The sequence below is a fragment of the Streptomyces sp. NBC_01571 genome (assembly GCF_026339875.1).
Taxonomy (GTDB): Bacteria; Actinomycetota; Actinomycetes; order Streptomycetales; family Streptomycetaceae; genus Streptomyces.
Genome location: NZ_JAPEPZ010000001.1, coordinates 7,407,626 through 7,431,591, shown reverse-complemented (window position 1 = coordinate 7,431,591; position 23,966 = coordinate 7,407,626). Strand labels below are relative to the sequence as shown.

Sequence of the window (23,966 nt, the reverse complement as noted above, 5' to 3'; positions counted from 1 at the left end):
ATTGCGTCAATGTATCGATCCACGGATACGGTGTCGTCATGAGGGATCAGGAACCGGGAGCGCCGGCGCACGCGGACCGACGGCTCAGCACCAGGGAGACCGCCGACCTGCTCGGGGTGAAGTCCGAGACCGTGTACGCGTACGTGAGCCGCGGCCAGCTCAGCAGCCGACGGGACGCCGGCGGCCGGGGCAGCACGTTCGACGCCGCGGAGGTGGAGGCGCTCGCTCGACGCAACAGGCGCGATTCCAGCGGGAGTTCGAGCGCGGGCGGCGAGCTGTCCGTCCGTACCCGCATCACCTTGATCGACGAGGACCGGTACTACTACCGCGGTGTCGACGCGACCGAACTGGCCGCACGCCACTCCTACGAAGAGATCGCCGAATGGCTGTGGACCGGACAGCTGCGCCCCGGCATCACGTTCACCGCGCCGGCGGCGACCGTCGCCGCCGCCCGCCGCGCCGTCGACGCGCTGCCCGAACACAGCGGCCCGACGGACCGGCTGCGCGTCGCCGCGATCGCCGCCTCGGCCGCCGATCCGCTGCGCTTCGACCTGTCGGAGAGCGCCGTCCTCGGCACCGCGCGCACTCTCATCCCCACCCTCGTCGCCGCCCTCCCCCCGAAGCGGCACGACCATCGCGACGAGGGCCCGCTGGCCCACCGCCTGTGGCCGCGCCTTACCGGCCGGACACCTGACGCGGCGTCATTGCGCGTACTGGACACGGCACTCGGCCTCCTCGTCGACCACGACCTGGCCGCCTCGACGCTCGCGGTACGGGTCGCCGCGTCGGCCCGGGCGCACCCGTACGCCGCCGTGTCCGCGGGCCTGGGCGTGCTCGAGGGGCCCCTGCACGGCGCCGCCGGCGGCCTGGCCCACCGGCTGCTCCTCGACGTACTGGACCAGGGCACCGCGGCACCGGTGGTCGCCGACGAACTGCGCGCCGGGCGGCGCGTCCCCGGTCTCGGTCACCGGCTCTACCCCGGCGAGGACCCGCGCGCGCGTGCCCTGTTCGCCCTCCTGGAGGAGGTGCCCGGCGCGACACCGGCCCTGGCCGCGGCGCGGGACATCGTGACCACCACCGCCCGCCACACCCCGCTGCACGCCAACGTCGACCTCGCGCTGGCCGTGCTCACGGTCTCCTCCGGCATGTCCGCCTCCGCCCCGGAGACGGTCTTCGCCGTCGCCAGGACCGCGGGATGGATCGCCCACACCTTGGAGGAGTACGGGGAACGGCCGCTGCGCATGCGTCCCAGCGGCCAGTACGTGGGAGCGCGGCCACCTCAGCCGCTCCCGTAGTGCGCCCCCTGAAGCCCCTCCGCGCGCCGAATGCGCCGAGAGTGCGCCCCTGACCGCACGACCGGAGGTCACCCTGGCACAAGGTCGGAAGTCGCCCTGACCGAAGTCAGGTTAGGCTCACCTCTGTGAGTACGTGCACGACCGCGTCCCGCGACTTCGACGAACCCCTCGCGGGGACCGCGGCGACCGCGAGGACATGGCTGCTGCTCGAGCAGTCCGGACCCTGGGGCGCCAAGGCGCTCACGTCGAGCCACCTGGACCCCGAGCTCGGGCGCGCCCTCGAGGCGGCGGCCGAAGGCACCGGCGTACGAATCGCGCTCATCCGGCGCCCCGGACGGCATGCCGACTGCGGTACACCCGCCGAGCGCCAGGTGTACGCGGCCCACACCACTCCCGGACACGCCTGGCTGCACGGCGCCACGACCCGCGCGCCCGAGCAACTGCTCGACCTGGACTTCACCGCGCTCGGCACGGGTGATCCGCACACCTTCGACACGGTGCTGCGGGGCAGTCCGCACCGGGGCGATCCGCTCGCGCTCGTCTGCACCAACGGCAAACGCGACCGTTGCTGCGCCCTCCTGGGCCGGCCGCTCGCCGCCGAGCTCGCGGCCTCGGGGGTGGAGGGCGCGTGGGAGGTCACTCATCTGGGTGGTCACCGTTTCTCGCCCACCCTGCTCGTCCTGCCGTACGGCTACGCGTACGGACGGGCCGCGGCCCACTCCGTCAAGGAGGTCCTCCAGGGCGTCCGGGAGGGGCGCATCGTCACCGAGGGCTGCCGGGGCGGTTCCGCCTGGGAACGGCCGGGCCAGGCGGCCGAGCTGGCCGTGCGCACGGCCACCGGAGAGCACGCGGCGGACGCCTTCCGGGTCCTGCGCACCCATGGCACGGCACCGCGCTGGGAGGTGACCGTCGCCCACACCGACGGCCGCGTGTGGCGTGTCATCGTCGCGCAGGGCGCCTCGCTGCCGCCTCGCCCCGAGAGCTGCGGCTCGGCGCTCGGTTCCCCCGCCCGCATGGACGTCGTGGCCGTGCGGGAGCTGCCCCGTACGCCGATCCCGATCGCCTGCTGACCGCGGCCCACCAGCGCCGGCCACCCGGGCCGGACGTCCGCACCCCCGGCTCCGCGCACCGTCGATCCACACATGACGCCGCCCCTGGGGACAAGCCCTGCGCCGCGGCCGCCTCACCGCCTCTCTCACACCGCTCGGGAGATCCACGCCACACCCCCTACGGCAGGGAGCGCTATCCCCCGTACGGTCATGGGTATGAGCTCCACTCCCCGTGCACGACGACTGCGCCTCCGTCTGCCGCGGCGGGTGTTCTCGCAGGTGCTGCTGATGCAGGTGGCGATCGCCGCCGGAGTCGCGGTCCTCGCGACCGGGCTGTTCCTCGCCCCGCTGAGCGCGCAGCTCGACGACCAGGCCATGCGCCGCGCGCTCGCGATCGCGCAGACCACGGCGGCCCAGCCGCGCATCGCGGAGGACCTGCAGACGTCGCTGCCGTCCGTGAACGGGCCCGTGCAGACCGCCGCCGAGCGGATCCGCCGGGCCAGCGGGGCCGAGTACGTGGTGGTGATGAACACGAACGGCGTGCGCTGGTCGCACAAGGACATCACCCAGATCGGCGGAGTCGTCTCCACCGACCCCCGTCGGGCCCTCGCCGGCAAGGACGTCATGCAGATCGACAGCGGCACACTGGGGCGCTCGGCGCGCGGCAAGGTTCCGCTGCGCCTCCATGGGCACATCGTCGGCGCGGTCTCGGTCGGCATCAAGTACGACAGTGTGCGCAGCCGGCTGATCCACGCCATCCCGGGCCTCTTCGCCTACGCGGGCGGGGCCCTGGCCGTCGGTGCCTTCGCCGCGTATCTGCTCTCCCGCCGGGTTCAGCGGCAGACCCGTGACCTGGCCTTCTCCGACATCTCGGCGCTGCTCGCGGAACGTGAGGCGATGTTGCACGGCATCCGGGAGGGCGTCGTCGCCCTGGACCGGACGGGCCGGGTACGCCTCCTGAACGACGAGGCCCAGCGGCTGCTCGGGCTCGACGCGGCAGCCATCGGCGGGCCGCTCGACGACGTGCTCGGACCGGGCCGTACCACCGACGTGCTGGCCGGACGGGTCACCGGCACGGATCTGCTGACCGTGCGCGGTCAGCGCGTCCTGGTCGCCAACCGGATGCCGACCGACGACGGCGGCGCCGTGGCCACCCTGCGCGACCGCACCGAACTGGAGCAGCTCGGCCGTGAACTCGACTCCACGCACGGCCTGATCGACGCTCTGCGGGCCCAGGACCACGAGCACGCCAACCGGATGCACACGCTGCTGGGCTTGCTCGAACTGGAGATGTACGACGACGCCGTGGAGTTCGTCGGCGAGGTGGTCGGCGACCACCGGATCACCGCGGAACAAGTCACCGAGAAGGTCCACGATCCGCTGCTCGCCGCCCTGTTGGTCGGCAAGGCCACCGTCGCCGCCGAGCGCGGAGTGGCCCTGTGGATCTCGGACGGGACCCTGCTGCCCGACCGGCTGGTCGACCCGCGCGGGCTGGTCACCGTCGTCGGGAATCTCGTCGACAACGCGCTCGACGCCGTGGCCGGTACGTCGCACGCGCGCGTGGAGGTCGAATTGCGGGTCCAGGGGCGTACGGCCGTGCTGCGCGTGCGGGACACCGGGCCGGGCATCCCGGCGGAGCGACGGGAGCTGATCTTCACGGACGGGTGGTCCACCAAGAAGCCGCCGGCGCACGGCAAACGCGGGATCGGTCTCTCCCTGGTGAGCCGGTTCGCCGAGCGGCAGGGCGGCAGCGCGGAGGTGGCCGAGGCGAGCGGCGGGGGCGCGGAGTTCACGGTCGTCCTGCCGGAGGCGCTCACGGAGGCCGACCTGCCGGCGGAACCCGATTCCGGGCCCGATCCCGGGGGAGGCCTTGTGGCCGATCCGGAGGAAGGCCCCGGAGCGGGCTCCCGAACCGGACCGGGACCATGGGCGGCGCCGGTCTCCTTCCCGGAACCCACCGCCCCCACGCGCGCCGAGGAGGGCTCGCGATGATCGAGGTGCTGGTCGTGGACGACGACACCCGGGTCGCGCGGGTCAACGCCGCCTATGTCGCGAAGGTGCCCGGCTTCCGGGTCGCGGGCGAGGCGCACAGTGCCACCGAGGCGATGAGTCTCATGGCGACACTGCCGCGCCTGGACCTGGTTCTCCTGGACCACTACCTGCCCGACGAGACGGGCCTCACGGTCGTCCAGGAGATGCGGCGTCGCGGTCATCAGACCGACGTCATCATGGTGACGGCGGCCCGCGACATCTCGACGGTGCAGGCGGCCATGCGGCAGGGCGCGCTGCAGTACCTGGTCAAGCCGTTCGCCTTCGCGGGCCTGCGCGCCAAGCTGGAGGCGTACGCGGCTCTGCGCCGCACCCTCGACGGCGGGGGCGAGGCCGAACAGGCCCAGGTGGACCGGATCTTCGGCGCCCTGTCGACGGCCGCCGAGCCGGACCTGCCCAAAGGGCACTCCCCCACGACGGCCGAGCTCGTACGCCGTGCCCTGGTGAACGCCGAGGGGCCGCTGTCCGCCCAGGAGATCGCCGAGGAGACCGGGCTGAGCCGGCAGACCGCCCAGCGCTACCTGAAGCTCCTGGAGCGCACGGGACGGGCCCGGCTGACCCTCAGGTACGGCGACGCGGGCCGCCCGGAGCATCGCTACGTCTGGGCGACCCGCGTGTGAGTGCGCGGTGGACGGTCCGGACTGCTCAGCCGGCGGCCTTCTTCACGAACTCCGTGGTGAAGGTCTTGGCGAGGTCCACCTTGGCGTTCTTGATGTTGGGGTTGAACGCCTTGAGCACCTTCTCGACGGTCTCGGGGCCGTCCTCGGGCATCACCCCGTCCTTGGTGAACATCGGCAGCGTGCTCTGGATGGCCGAGGCGTAGAGCGTCTTGGCACCCTGTGAGTAGTCGGCGGGCATCTTCGCGGCGATCTCGGACGCGCTGTGCGTGGCCATCCACGCGAGGGTCTTCACGAAGGCGTTGGCCAGCTTCTGGACCGTCTCCTTGTGGCCGTTCACCCAGTCCGTCTGCATGTAGAGGCTGGACGAGGGATACGGGCCGCCGAACGCCTCCGCCGAACCCCTCGGCGTACGCATGTCGATGAGGACCTTGCCCAGGCCCTTCTGCAGGACCGTGGTGACCGTCGGGTCCGTCGTCATACCGCCGTCGATCGCGCCCTTCTGGAGCGCGGAGATGAAGGTCGGTCCGGCGCCGACTGCGACCGGCGAGAAGTCGCTGACCTTCACACCGTTCTTGACCGCCAGGTACTTGGTGAGGAAGTCGGTGGAGGAGCCGAGCCCGGTGATGCCGAGCTTCTTGCCCTTGAAGTCCTTGGGCGACCTGATGTCGTCCGCGCGCTTGGCGGAGACCAGCTCCACTTCTCCGGGCGCGTGCGAGAACTGCACGACGGACTCCACGGACTTGCCCTTGGTCTGCAGGTCGAGCGTGTGGTCGTAGAAGCCGACGGCCCCCTGCACCTGACCGGAGACGAGCGCGGTCTCCGCCTGCACACCGGCCGGCTCGCTGAGGAGTTCGACGTCCAGGCCCTCGGCGTCGAAGTAGCCGAGCCGCTGGGTGAGCATCGCCGGCAGGTAGATGACCTTGTCGAGGCCACCCACCATGATCTTGACGTGTTCACCCTTGCCGCCACCTCCGTCGCTGCCGCTGTCCGCGGTGGAGGAGGCCGCGTCGTTGGCACAGGCGGTGAGCGAGGAGAGGGCGAGCAGACCGGCGGCTGCCAGCGCGGAGTATCTGGCGGTCTTGCGCATGATGGGTCACGTCCTTGTGAGAGGGCGGTGCGGGCGGAACGGGCGCCCTGGAGAGGGCGGTGAGCCGGGATCGGACGTCCTGGAGTGGGCGTTGAGCCGGGATCGGGCGTACTGGAGAGGGCGTCGGACCGGGAACGGGCGTCCTGAAGAGGGGCGTCGGGGGGCGACGGGGCTGGGAGAGGGGCTTGGGCGGCGAGTGCGCCCTCCGGGTGGGAACCACGACCGGGCGGTACGGAAACCCGGGCCCCGGGTCGGTCAGCTCTCGGAGTCCGACGGCTTCCAGCGGAAGATGCGGCGTTCGGCGAAGGTGAGCAGTCCCTCGGCCAGCAGCGCGACCACGGCGAGGATGACCATCGCGGCATACACACCGGCCGCGTTGAAGGTGCCCTGCGACTGCGCGACGAGCAGACCGATGCCCTTGGTGGCGCCGATGTACTCCCCCACGATCGCGCCGATGAGGGCGAAGCCGAAGCTGACGTGGAGGCTGGTGAAGATCCAGGAGGTGGCGGACGGGATGACGACCTGAATCGTCACCCGGCGGTCGCTCGCGCCGAGGATCCGCGCGTTGGCGACGAGGTTGCGGTCGACCTCGCGGGCACCCTGGAACGCGTTGAAGAAGACCGGGAAGAACACCAGGACCACCGCGGACGCGACCTTGGAGGCCGGGCCGAGCCCGAACCAGATCACGAAGATCGGGGCCAGCACGATCCTCGGTATGGAGTTGAGCACCTTGATGTATGGACCAAGGACATCGGCGAGGAAGGTGACCCGCCCCAGCGCGATGCCGAAGACCACACCGGACACCACGCCGATGATCCAGCCGAGCAGCGCCTCGTGGAGCGTGAACCAGATCTGCTCGCCGAGCGAACCGAGTGCGGTCCCGTGGGTGGTCCAGGTGTAGATCTGGTCCCAGATCTTCGACGGCATGGAGAAGTTGAACGGGTCGATGATCTCGGCTCGCGCGAACACCTCCCACAGGCCGAGCACGGCGACCAGAAGCACCGCACGGGCCGCGGCGACGATCATCCTGCGTCGGCGGGCTGCTCGGGCCCGGGAGTGGGCGCGCCCCGGCTTGACGGGTTCGCTGTCGGTCGGCGCGAGGACGGCCTCGGGGATGACGTCAGGCGACATCGGCCGCACCCCTCTCGCGCGTGATGCGGACCTCTTCGCCGAGCGACTGCCAGATCTCGCGGTAGATCTCGATGAACCGCGGCTCCAGGCGTACTGCTTCGACCTTGCGGGGCCGCGGCAGATCGATGTCGAAGATCTGCTTCACGGTGGCCGGGCCCGCCGTCATCACGACGACCTTGTCGGCGAGCGCGATGGACTCCTCCAGGTCGTGGGTGACGAAGACGACCGAGGCGCCCGTGCCCTCCCACAGCTCCAGCAGTTCGTCCGACATCAGAGCCCTGGTCTGCACGTCGAGCGCCGAGAAGGGCTCGTCCATCAGCAGGATCTCGGGGTCGTTGACGAAGGTCGCGGCGAGCGCGACACGCTTGCGCTGGCCACCGGAGAGCTGGTGCGGATAGCGGTCCTCGAAGGCCGCGAGCCCGACCCTGGCCAGCCATTCGCGGGCCCGTCGCTTCGCCTCCGCCTTGGGCACCCCACGAAACCGCGGGCCCGCCATGACGTTCGACAGGACCGTACGCCACGGGAAGGTGGCGTCCTGCTGGAAGACGAAACCGACCTTGTCCCCGACACCCTCGACCGGCGCGCCCGCCACCAGGACCTCGCCCTCGGTGGGCTCCTCGAGGCCGCTCACCAGGGTCAGCGTGGTCGACTTGCCACAGCCCGTGGGGCCGACGACGGCGACGAACTCGCCACGCCCGATCGTCAGGTCCAACTCCCTGACTGCTGTGTGCAGTCCCCCTGACGGGGTCTTGAAGATCTTGCTCGCGCCCCGTAGCTCGATGGCGGGGCCGGTGTCTGCGCTCATGGGCCGGGACGGTAGATGTGGCGCGGGCCACAGCATCAGTCTTCTGGGCGCAAGGCCTTCTTATGCTTGCAAGAGTCTGTTGTGCTCGTTTTGCTCGCGCTACAACAGCGGAGCCGAAACACGGGCTTAACGCTCGCCAGGCCTTGAGAGAAAGAGGCCCGATGATTGACGTCCTGGTCGTGGACGACGACTTCCGCGTCGCTGAGATCAACGCGAGGTACGTGGGGAAGGTTCCCGGCTTCCGGGTGGCCGCCCGCGCACACAGCGCTGCCCAGGCCCTGGCCGCCGTGGAGCGCGCGCCCGTCGACCTGGTCCTGCTCGACCACTATCTGCCCGACCAGACGGGCCTCGAACTCGTCCACCACATGCGCGAACGGGGCCACGGCACCGACGTCATCATGATCACCGCGGCGAGCGACGTGGTGACCGTACGGGCCGCGATGCGTCTGGGCGCCCTGCACTATCTGGTCAAACCGTTCACCTTCGCCGCACTGCGCACGCGTCTCGACTCGTACGCCGCCCTGCGGCGCACCGTCGACCGGGTCGGCGGGCGTGGCGTGGCGGGTCAGGAGCAGGTGGACCGGATCTTCGGCGCGCTGCGCACCGCGCCCACACCGGCGTCGCCGGGGCTGCCCAGAGGCCACTCGGAGCCCACCACGGACCTGATCTGCGGTGTGCTGCACCGTGCGGACCAACCGTTGTCGGCCCACGAGGTGGCCGCCGAGACAGGCCTCAGCCGGTCCACCGCCCAGCGCTACCTGCGCCACCTCGAACAGGCGGGACGCCTGCGCCTGTCCCTCAAGTACGGCGACACCGGACGCCCCGAGCATCGGTACGCGTGGATGGCGCCCTGAGAGCTGTCCCGTGCGCGGCGCCCGCACACTCCCCTGGCCCCGCGGGGCGGAGTCCCCGCGGGCACGGACCGGCGACAGAGGGGTGCGCCGCCGGGGCCTGCGGCGCCACATGCCTCTGTCACGGGAGTCCGGGGGCCGTTCACTCCGCTGCCGTTCACGTCGCCCGGGGGCCCGGTGCGCTCAGACCGCTCCGGCACCCGTCAGCGACCGCACCTCGGTCTCCGCATGCTTGGCCTCGTCCGGCGGCTCCACCGAGGTGACCGTCCCCAGCCAGCCCGAGAGGAAGCCGAGCGGGATCGACACCAGGCCGGGGTTCTGCAGCGGGAAGTACTGGAAGTCCACGCCCGGGAACAGGGAGTCGGGGCTGCCCGACACCACCGGTGACAGCAGCACGAGCGCCAACGCGGGCACCAGTCCTCCGTATACGGCCCACACCGCGCCGCGGGTCGTGAAGCTCCGCCAGAACAGCGAGTACAGCAACACCGGCAGGTTCGCGGACGCGGCGACGGCGAAGGCGAGGCCCACCAGGAACGCCACGTTCAGGTCGCGCGCCACCAGCCCGAGCGCGATCGCGACGACTCCGATGCCCACCGCCGCCGCACGTGCCACCGCGACCTCGCTGCGTACCTTCGCATGCCGGCGTCGCAGTGAGGCGTACAGGTCGTGCGCCACGGACGCGGAGGACGCCAGGGTGATGCCGGCGACGACCGCGAGGATCGTGGCGAAGGCGACGGCCGCCACGACCGCGAACAGCACCGTTCCGCCTGTCGAATCGGGGCCGCCGCCCAGATCGAGCGCGAGGAGCGGAACCGCGGTGTTCCCCGCCGCGTTCGACTCCCGCACCGCCTTCGGTCCGACGATCGCCGCCGCGCCGAAGCCCAGCACGATCGTCATCAGGTAGAAGCCCCCGATGAGTCCGATCGCCCAGACCACCGAGCGCCGTGCGGCCCGCGCGGTCGGCACGGTGTAGAAGCGCGACAGGATGTGCGGCAGACCGGCCGTGCCGAGCACCAGGGCGAGGCCCAGGCTGATGAAGTCGAGACGCGCCGTCCAGTCCCCGCCGTACTTCAGACCGGGCACGAGAAACGCGTCGCCGTGCCCACTGCGCCCGGCGGCCGACAACAGCAGCTGGTTGACGTCCCCGTGGAAGCGCACCAGGACGAGCACGGTCAGCGCGACGGCGCCGCCCATCAGCAGGACCGCCTTGACGATCTGGATCCAGGTGGTGGCCCGCATCCCGCCCAGCGACACGTAGATCACCATGAGCGCGCCGACGCCGATCACCGTCCAGTTCCGTGCCGCGTCGCTCGTACCTCCGAGCAGCAGCGCGACCAGGCTGCCCGCGCCCACCATCTGTGCCACCAGATACAGGACGGACACGGTCACCGAAGCCGTTCCCGCCGCGATCCGCACGGGTCGCTCGCTCATCCGCGCCGCGACGACATCGGCGAGGGTGAACCGTCCGCAGTTGCGCACCAGTTCGGCGACGAGGAACAGAACGACAAGCCAGGCGACGAAGAATCCCACGACGTACAGCAGTCCGTCGTAGCCGTAGAGCGCGATGAGTCCCGTGACCCCGAGGAAGGACGCCGCCGACATATAGTCACCAGAAATGGCAAAACCATTCTCCATTGATGAGAACAGTCGCCCTCCGGCGTAGAACTCCTCGGCCGAACCGTGCCGGTTACGGCTCACCCAGGTCGTGATCGCCAGCGTGACCGCCACGAATGCGCTGAACAGCACCAGTGCCAGCGTCTGATGGTTGCCGGTCACCGCTCGACCCCTCTGACGTTGCGCGTCAACTCCTGTGTGTCCCAGCGCAGTTCGAGTGCGGCTCGGTCCCGGCGCAACCGTGCGTGCCGTGCGTACGCCCAGGTGAGCAGGAACGTGGTGAGGAACTGCCCGAGCCCTGCCACCATGCCCACATTGACCGCGCCCGCGACCGACCGGGCCATGAACCCGGGCGCCGCCGTGGCGGTCACCACATAGCCGACGTACCAGGTGAAGAACACGGCGAAGGCCGGCACCACGAACCTTCGGTACCGGCCGCGCACCTCCTGGAAGGCCGCGCTGCGCTGCACCTTCAGATAGACCTCGGCCGTGCCGCCCATGCGGCCTCCCTGCCCCTGGCGCGCGGGCGGGACGACGGGCGCGGGCGCCCCCGTGCCGTCCAACTCGCCCCAGTCGGAGGCGAGCGCGTCATACCAGGGGTCGTCGAACCGGACCTCCCCCGTGTCGCGGCCGTCGTGCTTCTCCACCGAACTCTCCTTGTCCGCGACCCGTTTCGGCCGCGTACCCAAGGATGTACAGATCGGGAAGATCCCGGACTCTTCTACCCACCCACTTCACCCCATCAGGTGACTCAATTCACCGGTGGCCGGACGAGACCTTTCCCGTAGGCATAACGCACCGCTTGAGCACGGTCCTTGAGGCCCGTCTTGGCGAAGAGATTGTTGATGTGGGTCTTCACCGTGGCGGTGGAGACATGCAACTTGCGGGCGATCTCCTGGTTGGTGAGCCCCTCGGCGATCAGCAGCAGCACCTCGGTCTCGCGCGCGGTGAGCCCGTCGGGCGGCGCCACGGGCGCGGCCGGCGGCGGTTCCGGCTGCGACAGCCGCTCCAGCAAACGCCGTTGGACACTCGGTGAGAGTCCCGCGTTGCCGGACAGCACGCTCTCGACGGCGCGCACGATCTCGTCACCGCCCGCGTCCTTGGTGAGATATCCGCGGGCCCCGGCCCTGAGCGCCGGAAACAGCGACTCGTCGTCCGCGTACGTGGTGAGCACGACCACCTGTGTCCCCGGATGCTCTGCGCGGATGCGCCGGGTCGCCTCGACGCCGTCGCAGCGAGGCATGCGCAGGTCCATCAGCACGACGTCCGGGGCGAGTTCGGCGACCAGCGCCACCGCCTCCTCCCCGTCCCCGGCAGCACCCACGACCTCGATCCCCGGCAGCAGGCCCAGCAGCATCACGATGCCCTCGCGCACCACCGTCTGGTCGTCCGCCACCACGACCCGAGCCGCCCTTCCGGTCTCCTCCGCCGTCATACGGGCACCTTCAGCGTGACCACGAATCCCTCCTCGTCCGGCCCGGCCTCCAACGAGCCGCCCAGCAGTTCGGCACGCTCTCGCATGCCCAGCAGACCGTACCCGGCGCCGGCGGCGCCGAGCTCCCCCGGCGCTCCCCCCGAGTCCCTTACGGCCAGGGTCACTTCGTGTTCGCCGTATTCCAGCCGCACGTGGACCTTGGCGCCCGGCGCGTGCTTGCGGACGTTCGTCAGGGCCTCCTGCGCCACTCTCCGTACCGCCTGCGAGGCCTCGGCCGGCAGCAGCTGGCGTTCACCTGTGACGGTGACGTCGGCCCCGTCGGACGTGGCGACCAGTTCACCCAGGAACTCCTCCACCGGGGACATCTCGCCCCGCAGCGCGGAGAGCGCCTGCCGGGTCTCGGCGAGCCCTTCCCGGGCCATCCCGCGCGCGGCCACGACGCGTTCGAGGATCGTCTCCCGGTCGCCGCCCCGCTCGATCAGCAGCCGGGCCGCCTCGAGGTGCACCATCTGCGCCGAGAGGCTGTGTGCCAGGACGTCGTGGATCTCCCGTGCGATCCTGGCGCGCTCCGCGAGCGCCGCCGACTGCGCCTCGGCCGCACGGGCCGCGCGCTCCTGGGCGAGGAGACGCTGGGCACCTCCCCGCGCCTCCGCGTCGAGGCGCAGTACGTATCCCGCCAGTACGAGCCCCACCACGGTGACCACGGTGGTCAGCCAGACGTCATTGTTGACCGCCGCGTAGGCGCTCAGCGCCACCGTGGTGAGCGGCAGTGCCGCCACCAGGGGCAGCCTCTCCATGGCGCTGATCGCGCACACGCACCACAGCACGAGGGCCGGAGTCCTGAACCCCGTACCCGCCGCCACCACCGCGATGCCGAGCAGCAGCGCGAGCAGCGCCATGGAGGGGAGCAGCCGGTGCCGGAGCGTGGTCTGCCAGAAGGCCCAGGCTCCGGCGCCGCAGGCGACGACCCCCAGCGCTGCGGCCGCGGTGCCCCATCCGCTCAGATCGCTGTTCGTGAAGGTCGTCCACAGGAGGACGCCCAAGGCGAAGAGGCGCGTCGTCCAGGCTAGCGCGCGCTTGGCCGTGGGCACTCCCGCTCGCGAGAGCGCCTCGCGGGAGGGCCAGCGGGTCCAGGAATGCTCGGTCACACGCGCTCCTTCCACGAGGCCTGGGGCACGCCGCCACCGTACGCCGCGCCCAGCACGCCCGCCGGGCGCAGGGACTGCGACCGCCAGAGCAGGACTCCGGAGCGGACCAGCAGGGTGGCGGCGAGCGCGAGCAGCAGTGCGGAGCTGTCCTGACGCACGCCCAGCAGCGCACCGATGCCGAAGAGCCCCAGCCGCACGGCTATGCCCACGCCCCAGACGGCCGCGCCTGCCTTGGTGCTCCTGCTCCAGACCGTGCCGTCCGGCTCCACCCACATCCGTGTGGTCCACGCCCAGGCGGCTCCGATGGCCAGCCCGATGACGAGCTCTGCCCCGATGAGGAGGACCGCCGCGGTCCGGTGACGGGGGTCGATGAGCCCCGGCTCGCGCAGAGCGATCACGGCCAGCACAACCGGCACGATCCACCAGCGCCTGTCCGTGCTGACCCTGCGCGCACGGAATTGGCGTGCGACGACGAGAACAACGACGGCGAAGATCACCAAGGCGTTGACGAGCCCGGACATCGCGACCCCCATGGGCGAGGAAGAGCGGATATCGACAGCGAGCGCTGTCGACGCCTTCGACGCTACGGAAATCGCGAGGTCTGCAGATCGGAGCCCGGGTGGATCCCGGGTGGATCCACCCCTGCCTCAAGCCTCCACCCACGGGTGGAGCCCAAGACGTTCTCAACTCCGTCCAGGCCCCATGGATCTCGCCCCAGCTCGCCGCACCCGACGACGCACGCGAGGGGCCGTGCCGGTACGTCGCAGCCCGTCACTCACGCCCGGATCGAACAACGGCTCCCCTGCCCGGCCCACGCCTGATCCAGCGGCGACGGGCTCGACGTACCGGCTGGGCCCCGCCTCACCACCGCCCGCGCATGCACCGCAGACGCAGTCACAGTCGCACCCACAGACGTCCCCACAGGCCGCGCGACTCCCACGGCGCCGATACCCGCCCGCGCCACAGCCCGCCCGCGGACGCGCCACCGCACCCCGCGGACGCGCGCTCCACCCCCTGCCGCCCGCGCAGCGCCTACGCGTCGATGCGCGACCGGTCCAACGTCGCCGCGGACCTGGAGATGAACTCCTTGCGCGGTGCCACGTCGTTCCCCATCAGCAGATCGAACACCTGCTCAGAGGCGTCCAGGTCGGAGATGTTGATCCGGCGCAGCGTCCGGAACCGGGGATCCATCGTCGTCTCGGCCAGCTGATCGGCGTCCATCTCGCCCAGACCCTTGTACCGCTGGATCGAGTCCTTGTACCGCACGTTCTTGCGCTGCAGCTCCAGCAGCGTCTCCCGCAGCTCACGGTCCGAGTACGTGTAGACGTACTTGTCCTGCCCCTTCTTGGGCTGGCTGAGCTCGACGCGGTGCAGCGGCGGCACCGCCGCGAACACCCGCCCGGCCTCGACCATGGGCCGCATGTACCGCTGGAACAGCGTGAGCAGCAGGATCCGGATGTGCGCACCGTCGACATCGGCGTCGACGAGGAGAATGATCTTCCCGTACCGCGCCGCGTCGATGTCGAAGGTCCGCCCGGACCCGGCCCCTATGACCTGGATGATCGCACCGCACTCGGCGTTCTTGAGCATGTCCGTCACGGACGACTTCTGAACGTTGAGGATCTTGCCCCGGATCGGCAGCAGCGCCTGGAACTCCGAGTTCCGCGCCAGTTTGGCCGTACCGAGCGCGGAGTCGCCCTCGACGATGAACAGCTCACTGCGGTCGACATCGTCACTGCGGCAGTCGGCGAGTTTTGCGGGCAGTGACGAGGACTCGAGGGCGGTCTTCCGGCGCTGCGCGTCCTTGTGCTGGCGCGCGGCGATCCTCGTGCGCGCGGCGGCGACGGCCTTCTCCATCACGACCCGGGCCTGCGCGGCGTCGTCCCGCTTGGTGGAGGTCAGGAACGCCTTGAGCTCCCTGGAGACCACGTTGGTCACGATGCGGCGGGCCGCCGAGGTCCCGAGGACCTCCTTGGTCTGGCCCTCGAACTGCGGCTCGGCGAGACGCACCGTGACGACGGCGGTCAGGCCCTCCAGGGCGTCGTCCTTGACGATGTCGTCCTCGGCGACGCGCAGCAGCTTCTTGGCCCGCAGCACCTCGTTCATCGTCTTGGCCACGGCCTGCTCGAAGCCCGCGACATGGGTGCCGCCCTTGGGGGTGGCGATGATGTTCACGAACGACTTCAGGTTCGTGTCGTAGCCGGTGCCCCAGCGCAGCGCCACGTCCACGCCGAGCTCACGGGTGACCTCGGTCGGCGTCATCTGTCCGTGGTCGTCGAGGACCGGGACGGTCTCCTTGAAGCTGCCCTGCCCCGAGAAGCGGAGAACGTCGCAGACGGGCTTGTCGGAGGCCAGGTACTCGCAGAACTCACTGATGCCGCCGTCGAAGCGGAAGGACTCCTCGCCCTTGCTGCCGCCCTCGCCGAGCCCGTACTCGTCGCGCACGACGATGGTGAGGCCCGGGACCAGGAAGGCGGTCTGTCGGGCCCGCTGGTGCAGGTGGTCGAGGGAGAGCTTGGCGTCCTTGAGGAAGATCTGGCGATCGGCCCAGTAGCGCACGCGCGTGCCGGTGCGGGTCTTGGGGATCCGCTTGAGCTTGCGCAGCCCGCTCGTCGCGTCGAAGGCGGCCTCGGGGCCGTCCGCCTTGAAGGCTCCCGGGGTGCCGCGCCGGAAGCTGACCGCGTGTGTGTTGCCGCTGCGGTCCACCTCGACGTCCAGACGGGCGGAGAGCGCGTTCACCACGGAGGCGCCCACGCCGTGCAGACCGCCGGAGGCCGCGTACGAGCCGCCGCCGAACTTGCCGCCGGCGTGCAGCTTGGTCATCACGACCTCGACACCGGACAGGCCGGTCTTCGGCTCCACGTCGACCGGGATGCCACGGCCGTTGTCCCGCACTTCCACCGAGCCGTCGTCGTGCAGGATCACGTCGATGTGGTCGCAGTAGCCGCCCAGGGCCTCGTCCACGGAGTTGTCGATGATCTCCCACAGGCAGTGCATCAGACCGCGACTGTCGGTCGACCCGATGTACATGCCGGGGCGCTTGCGGACGGCTTCGAGCCCCTCGAGGACGAGCAGGTGCCGCGCGGTGTAGTTGGAACCGTCCCGGTCTGATCCGGTCAGCAACGCTGTGGACGGCACGGACGTGTCGGCGGTCACGCGGTTCGCTCCTCGCTGAATTTCAGATGGGGCCCTTTTGGGTAAGGGGCCGGCTTCGGTCACCGCTGAGAGGGTACCGAGGCCTGGTAGAGCCGTTGTAACGCCACCCTCGCATGAACTCAGACTAGTCCAGGGTCGCATGGGTGTTCGATCCCTCGATGGAGTGAAGTACATATCACGTTCCCTTCGGGGCATGAACCATTTAGGCTCCGGGCACGTCCTCTTGAACAACCGGCAAGCCAGCCGGGAGGACCGACCCCCCGACAGACAGCGCGAAACCCGTAAGACGCGAAGACACGCAATACGGCTCATTCGCCGCCACCCGGCAGCAGACAGCCGCCCCGGAGAGAAATTTTCGAGGAAAAGCCACGAGCGGGAACGTTTTCGGCCTGGTTGGATGTTGACCCTGGTACGACAGCTCGTCGAGCTAGAGAAGAGGCGACGTGACTACTGTTCTGACCCCCGCGAGCCCGCTGACGGCCGCTGACCGCTGCGACCGTTGCGGCGCCCAGGCATATCTGCGCGTCGTCCTCCTCAGCGGCGGTGAGCTGCTCTTCTGCGCCCATCACGGGCGTAAGTTCGAGCCGGAACTCAAGAAGATCGCCGCTGAGATACAGGACGAGACGGAGCGACTGACGTCGGTCCCGGCAACGTCTGAGGACGAAGAGCGCTGACACTTCGCATCAACGACGAGCCAGCTCCGGCATAGGCCGGGTGTACGGGCGGCCACCCCTGCTACTGGGGGTGGCCGCCCGTATGCGTACCGCTCGCCGGATCGCTCCGCCGGATACGCCGAAACGCTCCGGTTCGTGCCGCTTCAGCCCCTTCGGCCACCAGGGGCGGTACGGCTTCGATGCCCGGCACCCCGACCCGCGTCCCCTCCGGAGACACCCGGTGCGCCGGTCAGGGCCGCACAGCTTCCGAAAACACGCGCATCCGCATGCGGCCCCCGCACAGCCTCCACGGCCTCAGCAGCCGCCTGGAGCGGCCGACGGACCCGACAGACCCGTCTGCGGCCCGCGTACCCTCAGCGGCGCGAGCCGAGCGCCCTGACGACGTCGGAGACCCGCGTATAGACCCCGGGGCTCCCCGGCTGCCCGCAGCCGCTGCCCCACGACACGAGTCCGATCAGCCGGCCCTGAGCGACGAGCGGGCCGCCACTGTCGCCCTGGCAGGCGTCCCGCCCGCCCTCGATCTCACCGGCGCACAGCATGGAGCCGGCCCTGTAGGTGCCGTCCGCGTTTCCCGGATAGGCTCGCTCGCAGACGGCGTCGGACAGCACGTTCACTCCCACGGACCGCAGGGTGAGCGGGTAGTCGCCGCCACCCGACGTGTCGCCCCAGCCGTAGACCGCGGCGCCCGTACCGGGCGCGTAGGCGGCGTCCCCGGCGGCAGCCATCCGGATGACCGAGCTCTGAGGCAGCGGGGAGGCGAGCGTGAGCACCGCGAAGTCCCCGGCGTTCGCCTCGGCGTCGTAGGCCGGATTGACCCAGGTCTTGCTGACCGGGATCTCCTCGCCCTTGGTGGAAAGCAGGTCCCCCCGGCCCGCGACGACCTTCAGGTCGCGGACTTTCTGGGGTGGCCCTCCGAGCACGAGCGGCCCCAGGCAGTGGGCCGCGGTCAGGACGAGCGACGGGCCGATCACCACACCGCCGCAGAACTGTCCGGCCCGCGTACCCCCGAACCGGTCACGGCTGGACAGCGCCACGGTCCACGGGCTCTGGGCGATATCGACGGGTTGACCTCCGATGACGACGCCACCGGTCGCGGCCGGGGCGGGGGACGCCAGCGGTATCACGGCCGCGGCGGCCGCGAGGGCCAGCGAGGCGACAAGGGGACGGCGCATGCGCGCTCCTCACTCTGGGGCGGTCCTGGAACACCCAGAGTGATCCAGCGCGTCACGACGCGCACTCCGCGCACAGACCGAGGGCCCGGCTCCCCAGCGGGAGTCGGGCCCTCGGTGACGTACCGCCGAGACCTAGTCGAGGTAGTCGCGCAGCACCTGCGAGCGCGACGGGTGGCGCAGCTTCGACATCGTCTTGGACTCGATCTGACGGATCCGCTCGCGCGTGACGCCGTACACCTTGCCGATCTCGTCGAGGGTCTTCGGCTGACCGTCGGTGAGACCGAAGCGCATCGAGACTACGCCCGCCTCGCGCTCGGAGAGGGTGTCGAGAACGGAGTGCAGCTGCTCCTGCAGGAGCGTGAAGCTGACCGCGTCGGCCGGGACGACGGCCTCGGAGTCCTCGATGAGGTCACCGAACTCGCTGTCGCCGTCCTCGCCCAGGGGGGTGTGCAGCGAGATGGGCTCACGGCCGTACTTCTGGACCTCGATGACCTTCTCCGGGGTCATGTCGAGTTCCTTGGCCAGCTCCTCCGGGGTGGGCTCACGGCCCAGGTCCTGGAGCATCTGGCGCTGCACGCGCGCGAGCTTGTTGATGACCTCGACCATGTGCACCGGGATACGGATGGTGCGGGCCTGGTCGGCCATGGCGCGGGTGATCGCCTGACGGATCCACCAGGTGGCGTACGTGGAGAACTTGTAGCCCTTGGTGTAGTCGAACTTCTCCACCGCGCGGATCAGACCGAGGTTGCCCTCCTGGATGAGGTCCAGGAAGAGCATGCCGCGGCCGGTGTAGCGCTTGGCCAGGGAGACCACCAGACGGAGGTTGGCCTCCAGGAGGTGGTTCTTCGCCCGACGGCCGTCCTCGGCGATGATCTCCAGCTCGCGCTTGAGCTTCGGCGCGAGCTTGTCGGCGTTCGCCAGCTTGTCCTCGGCGAAGAGGCCCGCCTCGATGCGCTTGGCGAGCTCGACCTCCTGCTCGGCGTTGAGCAGGGGGACCTTGCCGATCTGCTTCAGGTAGTCCTTGACCGGGTCCGCGGTGGCACCGGCGGCGGCGACCTGCTGCGCGGGCGCGTCGTCCTCGTCCTCGTCGGACAGCACGAAGCCCTGGGCGCCGTCCTCGGCGGGCTCCTCGGCGCCGGGCTTGCCCGGGGTCTCCTCGACCGCCTCGTCGTCGACCAGCTCGACGTCGTCCTTCTTGGCGGTGGTCTTCTTGGCCGCCGTCTTCTTGGCGACCGTCTTCTTCGCGACGGCCTTCTTGGCGACCGTCTTCTTGGCGGCGACCCGGCCGTCGGACGCGTCCTCGGCCGGATCGTGGGCGGCAGGGGCGGCCGGGGCTGCGCTGGCGGTGGCCTTCTTGGTGGTCACCGTCTTAGCCGCCACCGTCTTGGTGGCGGTGCGCTTGGCCGGACTCTTCGCTGCGACGCTCTTTCGGGTGCGCTTGGGCTCCGCGGCACTGACCATCAGCGTCACACCCTCTTCCTCGAGGATCTGGTTGAGGCTGCGCAGTACGTTCTTCCACTGAGTGGCCGGAATCTGGTCAGCTTCGAAGGCCCGACGCACGTCATCGCCGGCGATCTGCCCCTCAGCCTTTCCCCGCTCGATGAGCGCCATGACAGAGACGGACTCGGCGATCTCCGGCGGGAGCGTACGGGATGTGCTGGCCGACACGAACAACCTCTCGGAACGTTGGAAAACGGCTTCCGGCCCCGTCCGGTGCGGACAGGGACCGACGACCGCCGACTTGGGGATGAGTCGACGGCGCGGGCGGGGGCCGGGAAGATTCACAGCGCCGTGAACGGCGTCCGTATTCCTTCCTCGGCAGTCACCTCTTAGGTCATCGCGCAGTTCCGAAGAGCGTTACGCCCAATCTGCGTGGCCCGAGTCACACCCCGTAAGAGCCCAAAAGCGGTCAGATACGGTCAGAGAAGGTCAGCTGATGGACTCATCACCTCAAACCGACAGGCGCATCACCTCATCGCATCACCGGACCCCACCGGATCCCGGAAGGATCCGAGGGGGTCCGGCGAGAGAGGGTTCACCGGCCGAGCGATGCCACGCGAGGACACAGGCCCCCGACCGCGCCGCCCTCGGAGCGCGGTCAGTGCTCGCGCGGCGCGGGCACCACGCGCTCCACCTCGGGGTGGACGGTGAGCAGCTGGCGCATGGCGGTCTCGGCCGCCGTACCGTCGGCCGCGGCCAGCGCGTCGACGATGCGGCCGTGGTGCACCAAGGAAGCCTCGGTCGGCCGCTCACAACCGGCGACGGGACCGCCGGAGACCTGGAGCGCGGCCGACACGATCCCGGAAAGGTGTTCCAGCATGCGGTTGCCCGAGACCTGGATGAGCAGCGAATGGAACTCCGAGTCGGCACGCGAGAAGGTGAGCGAGTCACCCTGCGCCAAGGCGTGGCCCATGATCTCGACCATGTCGCCGAGACGCTGCTGCACCTCCTCCCGGCCGTGCCCGGCGGCGAGGCGGGCGGCGAGCGGTTCGATCGTCCAGCGCAGTTCGCTCAGCTCGCGTCGCTGATCGTCGCGCTGCGGACCGAAGGCACGCCATTCGATGATGTCCGGGTCGAGAAGGTTCCAGTCACTGACGGGGCGCACCCGCGTACCGACGTTGGGCCGGGCGCTGACCAGGCCCTTCGCCTCAAGGACACGGAGCGATTCACGGACGACGGTGCGCGAGACTTCGAACCTCTGTCCGATCTCCTCGGGGACGAGCGGACGGTCCGCGCCGAGGTCGCCGGAGACGATCATCTGGCCCAGCTGTTGAACGAGTTGGCCGTGCAGTCCGCGTCCGCGGTTGCCCGCGGAGCGTCGGCCGACGCGGCCGAGCTCCTGGTCGGCGTTCTCCCACGCGGGGACGCCGAGGCGCTCGGTACCACGGGAGTCGCTATAGGGGTAGCGGTCGAGTTCGCCCGGGCCGGCCAGGCCGGAGTCTGTGGAGCGGGCGGCGGTCATCATGGTGTGCGCAAGGGTACTCACGGATCATTTGTCGGCGCTGTCTCCAACTCCCTTGAGGTCTTTGGTGAAAAGCACACGAAAGGGTGATCGCTCACCCCGTCGCAATTGACGCCTTATCGGAAAGAAATGGGCGTTCTCCAAGGAGTTGTGCGCACCGCGGAAACGGAAGGGCGCGGACGGTCGTCATCGAACCCGGCTCCGCAGGGTCGTGAGCAGAAATGCGCAGAGCAGTGCGGTCAGCGACAACGTCAGCGCGCCGCCGACAGGTTGGACGACCAGCCGCACCACGGCCGCCAGATAGCGCGCTCCCCCGAACGGCCACTGCACCAGCGTGAGCTCGCGCAGCCGCTCCGGGAACCCGGCCGCCGTCCGCACGGATGGTCCCGACAAGGCCTTTTGTACGAGCGGGACGACGAGGACCGGAACGGCGAGAACGGCGGCGAGCCCTGCGGTGGTGGACCGGAAGAGACCCGCTGCCAGTACCCCGGCCCAGGCGCAGCCCACCACGAGGCCGATCCAACTCGCGCCCAGGGAAAGCCAATCGCCGGGAATTGCGGTGAGTTCCCGCCCGTACACGAGATAGAGGATTTCGAGGTCGCAGCCCACGGTGAGAAAGGCCAGCATGAGCGCGGTGCCCGAGGAGACGAGGAGTTTGGCCGCCAGCAGTCCCAGCCGGCGGGGGACGGTTCCGCGGTCCGCGGCCAGGGCGGGGTGCCGGAATTCCTCGCCGAAGGCGATCGCGCCGAGCAGTCCCGCGCCGAGCGCCGCGGGCGGAAGAGGGCTTTCGCGCGGCCAGGCGGCCAGCAGTCGCGGGCCGGGGGTGTGACCGATCCTGGCGAGGAACACGGACAGGAGGGCGGAGACGAACAGCACGGCGGCGGAGGTGAGGTAGCCGGTGCCGACACCGGCGGCGCGGCGCAGTTCGTAGCGAAGGGGACGCAGGGGACTCGGTGCCTGGCGTACGGCGATGGGGGGCAGGAGCACGGGCTGCCTCTCCGTGGCCGGCGTCTCGGCCCGAGAAGAATCGTCACTTCCGAGAGCGCCGCCACCGGCGGACGGGTCGGGGGGAGTTCCCATGTCCCCGGTCTCGTCGGCGATTTGGTGAACGAGGATGCCGTGCCGGTAGGCGGTCTCGCCGACGGCGGCACAGGTGCTGCCGTACACCGAGAGCCGGTTGCCGTCCTCGCGCACGACCTCGACGGAACGCTGGTCGGTCCGGGCCTCCTTGGCGATCAGGGCGCCGAGGCGGACGGCGTGCGGGCTGCGGACGGCCACCCGGGGACGCAACCGGGTGCGGGCGAAGTCCGCGACCTCCTGGTCGGCGGCGACGCGGCCCTCCCGCAGCGTGATGACCCGGTCGGCCGCCCAAGCCGCTTCCTTGGCGTCGCCCGTGCTGAACAGAACGGTGCCGCCCTGGCTCGCATGCGCGCGCAGGACACCGTGCAGCCAGCGGCCTTCACGGGCGGAGAGTCCCGCGGCGGGGTCGTCGAGGACGAGGGTGTGCGGGTCGGCCAGCAGCGCGCAGGCGAGGCCCAGGCGACGGTCCAGGCCGCGCGAGAGGGTGCTCAGCCGCTCGTCGCACAGGCTGACCAGACCGACCACTTCGAGGACCTCGTCGGCGCGCCGTACCGGCACACCGGCCGCGGCACACAGCATGCGGAGCTGCCCGTGGACCGTGCGCGCGGGATGACCGGGTACATCACCGAGAAGTACGCCGACCTCGCGCGACGGATGGGCGATCCGGTGCAGCGGCCGGCCTCGGAAGTAGGTGATTCCTCGGCCCGGCCGGAGTTCGAGCATGAGCTTCAGCGTCGTGGTCTTGCCCGCACCCGAAGCTCCGAGGAGGGCTGTGACGTGGCCCGCGCGCGCCTCGAAGGACACGTCGTCGACGGCGGGCCGAAGCTCCCCGCGGGGGTTGCTGGTCAATCCGATGGCCTGGATCACTCACAGCAAGATAGCGCGACATTTACGTTTTTTCGGGCACCGGACGGCCGGTCATTGCCAGGCCTCCCCTGTGTCGCGGGACGGCCCGCCCCGGAGTCGGGCCGATCGTCAGACCTCGGGGCGCAGCATCGGCGGATTGAGCAGGGTGGCGCCGCCCGCGCGGAACAGCTGGGCAGGGCGGCCTCCCTGACGCGTGGTCGTGCCTCCCGTGGGCACGAGGAAGCCCGGCGTACCCGTCACCTTGCGGTGGAAGTTGCGCGGATCGAGCGCGACGCCCCACACCGCCTCGTAGACACGGCGCAGCTCGCCTACGGTGAATTCGGTCGGGCAGAAGGCGGTGGCCAGCGACGAGTACTCGATCTTGGACCGGGCGCGTTCCACGCCGTCCGCGAGGATCGTCGCGTGGTCGAAGGCGAGTGGCGCCGCCTGCTCGCCGTCGCGGCCGTAACCGCCCTGTTGGAGCAGCTCCTCCACGGGCGCCCAGCGCGCGCTCTTGGCGTCACCCCCGGCCCTGGGCGCGGGCAGGTCGGGGGCGAGCGCGAGATGGGCCACGCTGACGACCCTCATGCGCGGGTCGCGTTCGGGATCGCCGTACGTCGCCAGCTGCTCGAGGTGCGCGCCGTTGTCCTGTGCCGGCACGGACGGGTCGTGGGCACGCAGCCCGGTCTCCTCGGCCAGCTCGCGCGCCGCCGCCTGCGCGAGATTCTCGTCGGCCCGTACGAACCCGCCCGGCAGCGCCCACCGGCCCTGGAACGGCTGCTCGCCCCTGCGTACCGCCAGCGCGCACAGGGCGTGGCGACGCACGGTCAGCACGACCAGGTCCACGGTCACGGCAAAGGGCGGAAAGGCAGACGGGTCGTAGGGCATGCCGAGATCATAGTCGTCTCCTTGACGATAAGCACGCCCTTCGCCGACCACGTCCGACCGTGATCCACTTCCGTTCGCGACAGGTTCCGGAGGCGGCCGCCGAC

Annotated in this window: 20 protein-coding genes; 6 read left to right on the top strand and 14 right to left on the bottom strand. The window is 70.4% G+C overall.

Going from position 1 to position 23,966, the window contains the following annotated elements:
* Window positions 1-38: 38 nt before the first annotated feature.
* The 4 genes from OHB41_RS33445 to OHB41_RS33430 all read left to right on the top strand — a co-directional run bounded on the left by OHB41_RS33445 (window position 39) and on the right by OHB41_RS33430 (window position 5,013).
* Entirely contained in the window at window positions 39-1,295 is a 1,257-nt protein-coding gene (locus OHB41_RS33445) for a citrate synthase (protein ID WP_266702117.1), read from the top strand.
* Between the two features lie 125 nt (window positions 1,296-1,420).
* Window positions 1,421-2,365 carry a ferredoxin family protein gene (locus OHB41_RS33440; protein WP_266702115.1) on the top strand — a complete coding sequence of 315 codons (945 nt, stop codon included), beginning with the start codon at window positions 1,421-1,423 and terminating at the stop codon, window positions 2,363-2,365.
* Window positions 2,366-2,560: 195 nt separating this feature from the next.
* Window positions 2,561-4,336 (top strand): ATP-binding protein, encoded by a 1,776-nt coding sequence (locus OHB41_RS33435; protein ID WP_266702113.1) that lies wholly within the window; start codon window positions 2,561-2,563, stop codon window positions 4,334-4,336.
* The gene (locus OHB41_RS33430; RefSeq protein WP_266702111.1) at window positions 4,333-5,013 is read left to right on the top strand and encodes a response regulator; all 681 of its coding nucleotides are present in this window, start codon (window positions 4,333-4,335) and stop codon (window positions 5,011-5,013) included. Before OHB41_RS33435 ends, OHB41_RS33430 begins: the two co-directional genes overlap by 4 nt.
* Before the next feature lie 25 nt (window positions 5,014-5,038).
* Here the strand turns inward: OHB41_RS33430 and OHB41_RS33425 are convergent, their stop codons facing one another.
* The 3 genes from OHB41_RS33425 to OHB41_RS33415 all read right to left on the bottom strand — a co-directional run bounded on the left by OHB41_RS33425 (window position 5,039) and on the right by OHB41_RS33415 (window position 8,036).
* On the bottom strand, window positions 5,039-6,100 hold the full coding sequence (locus OHB41_RS33425; protein WP_266702109.1) for an ABC transporter substrate-binding protein: 1,062 nt from the start codon (window positions 6,098-6,100) through the stop codon (window positions 5,039-5,041).
* A gap of 255 nt (window positions 6,101-6,355) precedes the next feature.
* Entirely contained in the window at window positions 6,356-7,231 is an 876-nt protein-coding gene (locus OHB41_RS33420; RefSeq protein ID WP_266702107.1) for an ABC transporter permease, read from the bottom strand.
* Complete coding sequence (locus OHB41_RS33415) at window positions 7,221-8,036, bottom strand: ABC transporter ATP-binding protein (protein WP_266702105.1); 816 nt, start codon at window positions 8,034-8,036, stop codon at window positions 7,221-7,223. Before OHB41_RS33415 ends, OHB41_RS33420 begins: the two co-directional genes overlap by 11 nt.
* A 161-nt stretch (window positions 8,037-8,197) precedes the next feature.
* Between OHB41_RS33415 and OHB41_RS33410 the strand changes: the two genes are divergently transcribed.
* A complete protein-coding gene (locus tag OHB41_RS33410; protein WP_266702103.1) occupies window positions 8,198-8,890 on the top strand; it encodes a response regulator in 693 nt (230 codons plus the stop codon).
* 180 nt (window positions 8,891-9,070) lie between these two features.
* Here the strand turns inward: OHB41_RS33410 and OHB41_RS33405 are convergent, their stop codons facing one another.
* The 6 genes from OHB41_RS33405 to OHB41_RS33380 form a co-directional block, all read right to left on the bottom strand.
* Window positions 9,071-10,663 (bottom strand): monocarboxylic acid transporter, encoded by a 1,593-nt coding sequence (locus OHB41_RS33405; RefSeq protein WP_266702101.1) that lies wholly within the window; start codon window positions 10,661-10,663, stop codon window positions 9,071-9,073.
* A complete protein-coding gene (locus tag OHB41_RS33400) occupies window positions 10,660-11,148 on the bottom strand; it encodes a DUF485 domain-containing protein (protein ID WP_266702094.1) in 489 nt (162 codons plus the stop codon). Before OHB41_RS33400 ends, OHB41_RS33405 begins: the two co-directional genes overlap by 4 nt.
* A gap of 104 nt (window positions 11,149-11,252) precedes the next feature.
* Window positions 11,253-11,936, bottom strand: coding sequence for a response regulator transcription factor (locus OHB41_RS33395; RefSeq protein WP_266702091.1), 684 nt, complete (start codon window positions 11,934-11,936; stop codon window positions 11,253-11,255).
* Window positions 11,933-13,084 (bottom strand): sensor histidine kinase, encoded by a 1,152-nt coding sequence (locus tag OHB41_RS33390; RefSeq protein WP_266702089.1) that lies wholly within the window; start codon window positions 13,082-13,084, stop codon window positions 11,933-11,935. The genes OHB41_RS33395 and OHB41_RS33390 overlap by 4 nt, the downstream gene beginning before the upstream one ends.
* Window positions 13,081-13,605, bottom strand: coding sequence for a DUF1453 domain-containing protein (locus OHB41_RS33385; RefSeq protein WP_266702087.1), 525 nt, complete (start codon window positions 13,603-13,605; stop codon window positions 13,081-13,083). Before OHB41_RS33385 ends, OHB41_RS33390 begins: the two co-directional genes overlap by 4 nt.
* A gap of 511 nt (window positions 13,606-14,116) precedes the next feature.
* A complete protein-coding gene (locus OHB41_RS33380) occupies window positions 14,117-16,240 on the bottom strand; it encodes a DNA gyrase/topoisomerase IV subunit B (RefSeq protein ID WP_266702085.1) in 2,124 nt (707 codons plus the stop codon).
* Between the two features lie 443 nt (window positions 16,241-16,683).
* Here OHB41_RS33380 and OHB41_RS33375 point away from each other — a divergent pair, with 443 nt between their 5' ends.
* Window positions 16,684-16,914 (top strand): DUF7455 domain-containing protein, encoded by a 231-nt coding sequence (locus OHB41_RS33375; protein ID WP_266702083.1) that lies wholly within the window; start codon window positions 16,684-16,686, stop codon window positions 16,912-16,914.
* Between the two features lie 353 nt (window positions 16,915-17,267).
* On the opposite strand, the gene OHB41_RS33370 is transcribed toward OHB41_RS33375, so the two are convergent.
* The 5 genes from OHB41_RS33370 to OHB41_RS33350 all read right to left on the bottom strand — a co-directional run bounded on the left by OHB41_RS33370 (window position 17,268) and on the right by OHB41_RS33350 (window position 23,862).
* Window positions 17,268-18,086, bottom strand: a complete 819-nt coding sequence (locus tag OHB41_RS33370) for a serine protease (RefSeq protein ID WP_266702081.1) — start codon at window positions 18,084-18,086, stop codon at window positions 17,268-17,270.
* A 132-nt stretch (window positions 18,087-18,218) separates the two neighbouring features.
* Complete coding sequence (locus OHB41_RS33365) at window positions 18,219-19,754, bottom strand: RNA polymerase sigma factor (RefSeq protein WP_266702079.1); 1,536 nt, start codon at window positions 19,752-19,754, stop codon at window positions 18,219-18,221.
* A gap of 430 nt (window positions 19,755-20,184) precedes the next feature.
* Window positions 20,185-21,072 (bottom strand): FadR/GntR family transcriptional regulator, encoded by an 888-nt coding sequence (locus tag OHB41_RS33360; protein WP_266702077.1) that lies wholly within the window; start codon window positions 21,070-21,072, stop codon window positions 20,185-20,187.
* 162 nt (window positions 21,073-21,234) lie between these two features.
* On the bottom strand, window positions 21,235-22,995 hold the full coding sequence (locus OHB41_RS33355; protein WP_266702075.1) for an ABC transporter ATP-binding protein: 1,761 nt from the start codon (window positions 22,993-22,995) through the stop codon (window positions 21,235-21,237).
* A 108-nt stretch (window positions 22,996-23,103) separates the two neighbouring features.
* The gene (locus OHB41_RS33350; protein WP_266702072.1) at window positions 23,104-23,862 is read right to left on the bottom strand and encodes an NUDIX hydrolase; all 759 of its coding nucleotides are present in this window, start codon (window positions 23,860-23,862) and stop codon (window positions 23,104-23,106) included.
* Window positions 23,863-23,966: the final 104 nt, after the last annotated feature.